Origin of the sequence: Mesorhizobium sp. M7A.F.Ca.CA.004.06.1.1 (assembly GCF_003999135.1) — a bacterium.
Classification (GTDB): Bacteria; Pseudomonadota; Alphaproteobacteria; order Rhizobiales; family Rhizobiaceae; genus Mesorhizobium.
Genome location: NZ_RZPQ01000417.1, coordinates 1 through 5,206, shown reverse-complemented (window position 1 = coordinate 5,206; position 5,206 = coordinate 1). Strand labels below are relative to the sequence as shown.

7 protein-coding genes, 1 other RNA gene and 1 pseudogene are annotated in these 5,206 nt (G+C 62.0%); 3 read left to right on the top strand and 6 right to left on the bottom strand.

The genetic code is table 11. The annotated features are described in order from the left end of the window. Positions 1-52 precede the first annotated feature (52 nt). The 4 genes from EN906_RS22195 to EN906_RS22180 all read right to left on the bottom strand — a co-directional run bounded on the left by EN906_RS22195 (position 53) and on the right by EN906_RS22180 (position 1,832). A complete protein-coding gene (locus EN906_RS22195; protein ID WP_127271800.1) occupies positions 53-277 on the bottom strand; it encodes a ribbon-helix-helix domain-containing protein in 225 nt (74 codons plus the stop codon). After that, positions 274-471, bottom strand: a complete 198-nt coding sequence (locus tag EN906_RS22190; protein ID WP_127271798.1) for a DUF4169 family protein — start codon at positions 469-471, stop codon at positions 274-276. Before EN906_RS22190 ends, EN906_RS22195 begins: the two co-directional genes overlap by 4 nt. A gap of 16 nt (positions 472-487) precedes the next feature. Continuing rightward, positions 488-1,024 carry an SspB family protein gene (locus EN906_RS22185; RefSeq protein WP_027160604.1) on the bottom strand — a complete coding sequence of 179 codons (537 nt, stop codon included), beginning with the start codon at positions 1,022-1,024 and terminating at the stop codon, positions 488-490. A 118-nt stretch (positions 1,025-1,142) separates the two neighbouring features. Beyond that, positions 1,143-1,832 carry a TetR/AcrR family transcriptional regulator gene (locus tag EN906_RS22180; protein WP_127271156.1) on the bottom strand — a complete coding sequence of 230 codons (690 nt, stop codon included), beginning with the start codon at positions 1,830-1,832 and terminating at the stop codon, positions 1,143-1,145. 188 nt (positions 1,833-2,020) lie between these two features. Between EN906_RS22180 and EN906_RS22175 the strand changes: the two genes are divergently transcribed. Next, positions 2,021-3,226 (top strand): multidrug effflux MFS transporter, encoded by a 1,206-nt coding sequence (locus EN906_RS22175; protein WP_127271795.1) that lies wholly within the window; start codon positions 2,021-2,023, stop codon positions 3,224-3,226. Between the two features lie 45 nt (positions 3,227-3,271). On the opposite strand, the pseudogene EN906_RS22170 reads toward EN906_RS22175, so the two are convergent. Continuing rightward, a pseudogene (locus tag EN906_RS22170) lies at positions 3,272-3,825 on the bottom strand (AAA family ATPase). A gap of 107 nt (positions 3,826-3,932) precedes the next feature. After that, positions 3,933-4,292, bottom strand: a transfer-messenger RNA (tmRNA) gene (gene ssrA, locus EN906_RS22165). Positions 4,293-4,462: 170 nt separating this feature from the next. On the opposite strand from ssrA, the gene EN906_RS22160 reads away from it, so the two are divergent. Both EN906_RS22160 and thyA read left to right on the top strand, forming a co-directional pair. Then, positions 4,463-4,774 (top strand): DUF2853 family protein, encoded by a 312-nt coding sequence (locus tag EN906_RS22160; RefSeq protein ID WP_127271793.1) that lies wholly within the window; start codon positions 4,463-4,465, stop codon positions 4,772-4,774. Positions 4,775-4,932: 158 nt separating this feature from the next. Continuing rightward, the coding region (gene thyA, locus EN906_RS22155) for a thymidylate synthase (protein WP_127375369.1) at positions 4,933-5,206 on the top strand (274 nt) is incomplete at its 3' end.

The following is a 5,206-nucleotide window of genomic DNA, read 5'->3' as shown; positions in this document are numbered from 1 at the left end:
TGCTTGGCTTCGGCACCAGACGCAGGAAGAAGGAAGCGGCGGTCGAGGGCCTCTAGAAATCCGTTCCGCGCTTCGCCCACTCCAGGACATGGAGCCTCAACGCAGAGGACAGGTTGGTGTCGCGGGGCCTTGTCACGTCGACTTCGGCGACAAGCGCGGCAAGCGTCAGCTTTCTGGTCGCCGCGATCGCGACGAGGTCGTCATAGAAGGGTTTTTCGAGCGAGTAGCTGGTGCGGTGGCCGCGAATGGTCACCGAACGCTTTTCGACCGGGCTCATAGGTGGTCAGGGTCGCCGGGCTTTTCACGACGATGCCCGGCAACGAATTTTTCACTCTTGTCGGCGGCGATGCGGTCGCGTTCTTTTTCGGCCTTGGAGCGGCCGTGCAGCGCGCGATTCTGTTCGGCGGCGCGCAGCTTTTCGTCCCGCGCCTTTTGCTTGCGGGCCTGGCGGAGATTGACGATTTCGGCCACGGCGTAAGTCGCCGGCCTATTTCTTGCGGAAGGCGTCGAGCGAGACCACTTCGGCGCCCTTGGTGGCGGCGTCCGCGGCCGCAGGCTTCTTCTCCGCCTCGGCGGCGGCCTTCTTCTCGGCCTTCGGCTTTTTCTCGGAGACGATGGTCAGCGGCTCCGGAGTTGGCGCAGCCGGTTCCTCGGCTGCCGCGCCATCCGTCTTGACGTCGAATTCGAGCTCGAAATTGACCGAGGGATCATAGAAGCCGCGCACGGCCGAGAACGGGATTTCGAGTTTTTCCGGAACATCGGAGAAGGACAGGCCAACCTCGAAGCCGGTATCGGTCACCTTCAGGTCCCAATACTGGAACTGGATGACGATGGTCATCTGCTCGGGATAGCGCTCGCGCAGCCGCGAAGACACGCGTACGCCCGGCGCGCCGGTCAGGAAGGTGATGAAGAAGTGGTGGTTGCCGGGGAGGCCGGTGCGCGCGACCTCGGCCAGGACCTTGCGCATGACGCCGCGCAACGCCTCCTGGGCCAGAATGTCGTAGCGGATGTGGTCGTCGGCCATGTGGCGGTCGGGTTCCGTTGAATCGTCCGCATAGCTGTAATCAAGCTTGAGGGCGGCGTAAACCGCATATAGATGACCCTTGCGCGGAAGCGAAGACTATTGCCAGCGATTTGATCGCTCAGGCGCTGGTGAGCGCGCTTTGCTTTTCGGACGAGGCCGCGGACCGGCGCTTGCCGAAGGCGCGCAGGAAGGTGCGCACGCCATTGGTCGCGGATTGCAGCACCTCGTCCTCGCGAGGCGAGCCGCCAAGCATGAAGGTGGTCTGCAGTTCGGCATTGACGAGGCCAAGGAACTGGCGTGCCGCCACGTCGGGATCCTCGATCGTGAGATGGCCGCCATAGGCGAGGCGGGCGAAGCGGGCGGCGATTGCCGGCCATGTCCTGCCCGGACCCTGTTCGCGCCATTCGGCAAACAGTTCGGGATAGCGCTCGCCTTCGGTCTGGATCAGCTTGCGCAGGAATTTTCCGTCGCGGTTGCAGATGCAGTTCTGGTTCAGGCGCACGGCAAAGCCGATCAGGTCGGCTTCGAGATCCCCCGGCTGGTCGGGGAAGGTGGCAATGGTGGCGAAGATGCCGGCATTGCAGCGTTCGGTGAGGTCGCGGACCACGGCGACGAACAGTTTCTCCTTGTCGCCATGATGGTTGTAGATCGTCTGGCGCGAAACGCCGGCTTCGGCCGCGATCAGATCGATGTTGGCGCCGGCGAAACCTTCGCGGCAAAACACGGTGGCGGCGGAGTCGACGATCGAGAGGCGCTTGGCCTCATGGCCGCGTGGCGGGAAAATGTCAGGAGAAACGTGCAGCTTCATAAAAAACTATATAGAGGTGATTGACGATTTAGACAAGAGTGTCTAAATTTGTGGACACAAGATAAAGAGATTTCGCGTGAGAGAGACGAATAGGATTCGCTCTTGAGGTGTCGGAATCTCACGGGATGGAACGTCCTAGGTTAGACGTCGCCTGGCGGCGGCAACCAGATTTGAAAGAAGCCTTTATCATGAGTCCCAAATTCCTCCGCATCGCGGTCGTGCTCGGCTTGTTGTCCGCCATCGGCCCGTTCGCCATCGACATGTATCTGCCCGCGTTGCCGTCGATCGGCGCGGATCTGCATGCCAGCACCGCTGCCGTGCAGATGAGCCTGTTGATCTTCTTCCTGTCGATGGGTTTTGGCCAGATCGTCGTCGGGCCGATCTCCGACATGGTCGGCCGCAAGCTGCCGCTTTATGGCGGCCTTGCGCTGTTCATGGTTGGCGGCATCGGTTCGGCAATGGCGCCGACCATCGAATGGCTGATCGCTTTCCGTTTCCTGCAAGGGCTTGGCGCCAGCGCCGGCATGGCCGTTCCGCGCGCCATTGTGCGCGACCTGCACACCGGCAATGAGGCCGCCAAGCTGATGTCCTTGCTGATGCTGGTGTTCTCGGTGTCGCCGATCCTGGCGCCGCTGACCGGCAGCGTGATCATCGAGAGTTTCGGCTGGCGCGCCGTGTTCTGGACGGTGACGGGCGCGGCCGCCCTTGCCACGGTGCTGCTCGCAACCTCGCTCAAGGAGACGCGGCCGGCTGAAGAACGCGTCGGTTCCTCCTTCGGAACCGCGCTTGCCGGCTATCGCTTCCTGATGGGCGACCGCAATTTCCTTGGCCTGGTGGCGATCGCCGGCTTCGGCATTGCGAGCTTCTTCGTCTATCTGTCGAGCTCGTCCTTCATTCTGATCGACCATTACGGGCTGTCGCCTTCGGTCTACAGCGTGTTCTTCTCGATCAACGCGGTCGCCTTCATCGGCATGTCGCAGATGACGGGGCTGCTGGCCGAGCGCTTCGGCCTGAGGCGCGTGGTGCGCGTCGCGGTGACCGGCTATGCCTCGACGATGGTGGTGCTGTTGGCGATCATGGCGACGGGCGTCGACCGGCTCGACGTGATGGCGGCCCTGCTGTTCGTCGGCTACGGCTTTCTCGGCCTGGTCATCCCGACCACCTCGGTGCTGGCCATGGAAGAGCATGGCGAGATCGCCGGCACGGCGTCGGCGCTGATGGGCACGCTGCATTTCGCCATCGGCGCACTCGCCATGGGTGTTGCCGGCGTGTTCTTCGACGGCACGCCGCTGCCGATGGTGGCCGGCATCACGCTCTGTGCGGTGATTTCCTTCACGCTGGCCAAGGTCACGCTCGGCCGCTCGCGCGAGGCCGTCGAGGCGCCGGCGGAATAAGCAACCAAAACAAATGAAAAAGGCCGGGGTTCATCCCGGCCTTTTTCACGCCAATCCTGTCTCGGCCAGCACGAAGCGCAGCCGCGCCTCGACGGGTGCCAGCGGCAACGGAATCATCTCATAGCCCAGTTCCGTGTAGATGCCGACCAGCGCATGGTGGGTACGCTCGGCCTCGTCGAGCGTCTGCTTGCGTCTTCGTCCTGCGCGAAGATCTCCGGCCAAAGCGGGGCGACGAAGATGCGGGGGTTGTAGCGGAAACGCTTGGCGGCGGCGTTGATGTGTTCGGGTAGCGGCAGGCCGCTCAGCCTGAGGTAGCCAAGCGTGTCCGGAACGCCCCGATCGAAGAAAACAGGACGCCCGGTCTGTTCTTGCGCGATTTGATACGAGCGCATCTCCCATGACAGCATCAACTCGGCGAACAGGGCGCGATCATGCCAGGGCAAAGCGGGTCCGCCTATATCGGACTGGTGGCGGATGATGCCGCGGCCGGCTTCGATCGAGGTGGCAAAGCCTGCCCGGCGCAGGGCTTCGATCAGGGTGGTCTTGCCGGAGCCGGGACCGCCGGTCAGCACGAAGAATCGATCGGAATCGTCTTGCATCTTTTGGAGAGGTGGCACGCGGCAGGGCGGCTTCGCGGCCGAGGGCGTGCGAAGTTGGCCGGCGGGAGCTGCCGTTGTGCGTAACGCATGTTGAGGAGGAGGGGAGAAGTGGAGGTTTCTGTTGCCAGGTACCTCCGAACCCCGCCTAGAAGTGCGAACCTCTAGGGCTTGATTTGAAGCTATCGCACCGCTTACGCGGCGAGACGTGCTTCCGCATAGTTGTCATTTGCAACTACAGGTTTAGCCCGATGACGGTGGTACCATGCCGGGCAAAAGTACGATCTTTACACCTTCGTCGATCCTATTTCGCCCCCAGCAAAAACCGCTCTGTCATCAGCAGCGGCTTTTGGTGGAGGCGCCGGGTACCGCCCCCGGGTCCGAACGGCTTATTTCATCGCCCATTTATCGCCATAGTCGGTCAAGCCGACAAACCGAATATAGGGGGCCATCGCAAGAAATGGAAGGCCGCAATGGCACTTTGTCCCCCTGACAAAACCGCAAGTCCAAAGGGTTGACTTGGGCGCGGTCTCAACCGAAGCTTTGCCCCGGTGAGGAGTTACCGACCTAGCGCACATGTTGCAGCAGCGCGCCACAGCCCTCATCGATCGGATCCGTGGCGCCGACGAGGGGAATTTTGATGGCCGACTATCTTGCAGACGTGAAGAAATACGATGCCTCGGCGAGTGCCGACGTGGTCGACAAAATCGTGAAGCATCTTGGCATTGCGCTCCGGAACCGCGATTCCTCGCTGGTGTCCTGCACCGATCCGAAGGAGCTAGAGCGCGTCAAGGCTGGCTGGGTTGCGAAGAAGCTCGGCATATCGGACGACAACAAGGCCGACGCTTCGATCGAGAAGGTCTGCAAGGCGATGGCCGCCGACAGTACCAAGAACCGGGTTACCTTCTACTATCTGGTTGCCAAGGACCTGGGTAAACTCGGCTCCCTCTGACGACCGCACGTCAATTTGCAGGGGCTGGCGCGGTCCATGCGTCAGCCCTGATGTTGTTGGGGACTGGCAGCCTTCGGGCAGGGCTTGCGCTGCTTTGTGGTGTTCGATTGCCTGTCCGTCAGCTATGATGGCTGGACAACCGAATCGAGCCGGAACCGATGCGCCAGTATCTCGACCTCCTGCAGCACGTGCTGGACAACGGCGCCGATCGCGGCGACCGCACCGGCACCGGAACGCGCTCCGTCTTCGGCTACCAGATGCGTTTCGACCTGGCGCGCGGCTTTCCGGTCACCACGACCAAGAAGCTGCATCTCAAGTCGATCATCCATGAGCTTTTGTGGTTCCTGGCCGGCGACACCAACGTCAAATATCTCACCGATAACGGCGTTTCGATCTGGGACGAATGGGCCGACGAGAATGGCGATCTCGGCC

Coding starts and splice junctions, on each gene's coding strand:
- EN906_RS22185 (WP_027160604.1), bottom strand. CDS start 1,024: ATGGCCGACGACCACATCCGCTACGACATTCTGGCCCAGGAGGCGTTG.
- EN906_RS22195 (WP_127271800.1), bottom strand. CDS start 277: ATGAGCCCGGTCGAAAAGCGTTCGGTGACCATTCGCGGCCACCGCACC.
- EN906_RS22180 (WP_127271156.1), bottom strand. CDS start 1,832: ATGAAGCTGCACGTTTCTCCTGACATTTTCCCGCCACGCGGCCATGAG.
- EN906_RS22175 (WP_127271795.1), top strand. CDS start 2,021: ATGAGTCCCAAATTCCTCCGCATCGCGGTCGTGCTCGGCTTGTTGTCC.
- EN906_RS22160 (WP_127271793.1), top strand. CDS start 4,463: ATGGCCGACTATCTTGCAGACGTGAAGAAATACGATGCCTCGGCGAGT.